Here is a 1,686-nt window from a genome sequence, read left to right as displayed (position 1 = left end):
GATTGCATCCGCGCCACCTTCTCCCACAAGGGGAGAAGGAAAAGAAGAAACCGAGTTGCGCCGGCCGGCAAGAAGCTGCTCGGCTTCGGTCGCGATCCGCTCGACGATCTCGGCCGCGGGTGGGATATCATGGATCAGGCCGACGGCCTCGCCCGCGATCACCGCGGCGATGTCGAAATTGCCGGCCGCCTTCGCCGCGGCATACTCCGCCGCGACCGTGGCGACATTCTGCATCAGTTCGACCTCGCGGCCGATCCAGCGCCTGGCGTGGTCGTTGACCAGGCACCGGCCGGTAAACGGCGCCGGCCAGACATTGTTGCGTGACAAATCGAAGATGATGCCGCGCACCGTCGAGCCGCTGCTTGCGGCGCAGATGCGCCGCTTGGCCTCCTCGGCGCCGTCGGCCTCCTGGCTCGCGTAGAAGCGCGTGCCGAGCAGCACGCCGCTCGCGCCCAGCATCATCATGGCGGCGAGACCGCGCCCGTCGGCGATACCGCCGGCCGCCACCACAGGCACACGGCCCGCCGCAAGATCGACGATGGCAGGCACGAGATCGATGCTGGTGCGTGACGCGCCGTGACCGCCCGCCTCCGTGCCCTGCGCGACCAGGATATCGGCGCCGGCGTCGAGCGCCTGCCGCGCCATCGCCTCGTCCTGCACTTGGCAGATCAGGCGCGCTCCCGCGGATCTGATCTTGGGTGCGAACGGCGCGGGATCGCCGAAGGACAGCATGATCGCGGATGGTCTGGCGGCGAGCGCAATGTCGAGCAGTTCGGGCCGCTTGGCGAGGCTCCAGGTGATGAAGCCGACACCGAACGGCGCGCGCAGGCCGGCGAGCTTTACGGTCTCCCGCTCCAGCCACGTCCTCTCGCCGTAGCCGCCGCCGAGAATGCCGAAGCCACCGGCGCGGCTGACGGCCGCCACCAGACGGCTGCCGGCGACGACATCCATCGGCGCCAGCAGCACGGGATGGTTGATTTCCAGCAAGCTCGTCAGCGGCGTCGCAATGGGCATGGCTCTCCCCGATCTGGACAGTGAGACTAAGCGCGACTAGCATTCTCGAAAAATGAATTGTTGCGAACGCTGCCATCACAAAAGCGAAACGACGCCATGGAACTCAGCGATATCCAGACCTTCGCCGCGGTCGCCCGCACCGGCGGCATCACCCGCGCTGCCGAGGAGCTCAACACTGTGCAGTCCAACGTCACCCAGCGCGTGAAGGCGCTTGAGGCGGAGATCGGCACGCCGCTGTTCGAGCGCCACAGCCGCGGCATGACGCTGACCGGCGCCGGCAAACGCCTCCTGCCCTACGCGCAACGGATGGCCGCGTTATCGCGCGAGGCCGTGCTCGCCGCACGCGACGACGGTGAGCCAAAGGGGCCGCTGGCAATCGGTTCGATGGAAACGACGGCCGCCGTGCGGCTGCCGCCGCTGCTCGCCGATTTCCACCGCCGCTTCCCGGCCGTGCGCCTCTCCTTGCGCACGGCGACGACGGCCGACCTCGTCGCGGGCGTGCTCGAAGGCACGCTCGACGGCGCCTTCGTTGCAGGTCCCATCGCGCATGCCGACCTCACCGCGACAAGCGCCTTCCGCGAAGAGCTGGTGCTGGTCAGCGCGCGGCGCTGGAGCTCGCTTGCGGAGCTGCGCGCCGGCACGCCGGAGTCCGGTCCGACGGCGCTGGTGTTC

At 68.9% G+C, this 1,686-nt stretch carries 2 protein-coding genes; one reads left to right on the top strand and one right to left on the bottom strand.

What is annotated here, in order from left to right:
• On the bottom strand, positions 1-1,014 hold a 1,014-nt coding region (locus AC1D00_RS40035), incomplete at its 3' end, for an NAD(P)H-dependent flavin oxidoreductase (protein WP_477014493.1).
• A gap of 96 nt (positions 1,015-1,110) precedes the next feature.
• Between AC1D00_RS40035 and AC1D00_RS40030 the strand changes: the two genes are divergently transcribed.
• Positions 1,111-1,686: LysR family transcriptional regulator (locus tag AC1D00_RS40030; RefSeq protein ID WP_477014492.1), on the top strand; the 576-nt coding region annotated here is incomplete at its 3' end.

Source organism: Bradyrhizobium sp. P2_E8, from assembly GCF_056403875.1.
This window is presented reverse-complemented; position numbering and strand designations above follow the sequence as displayed.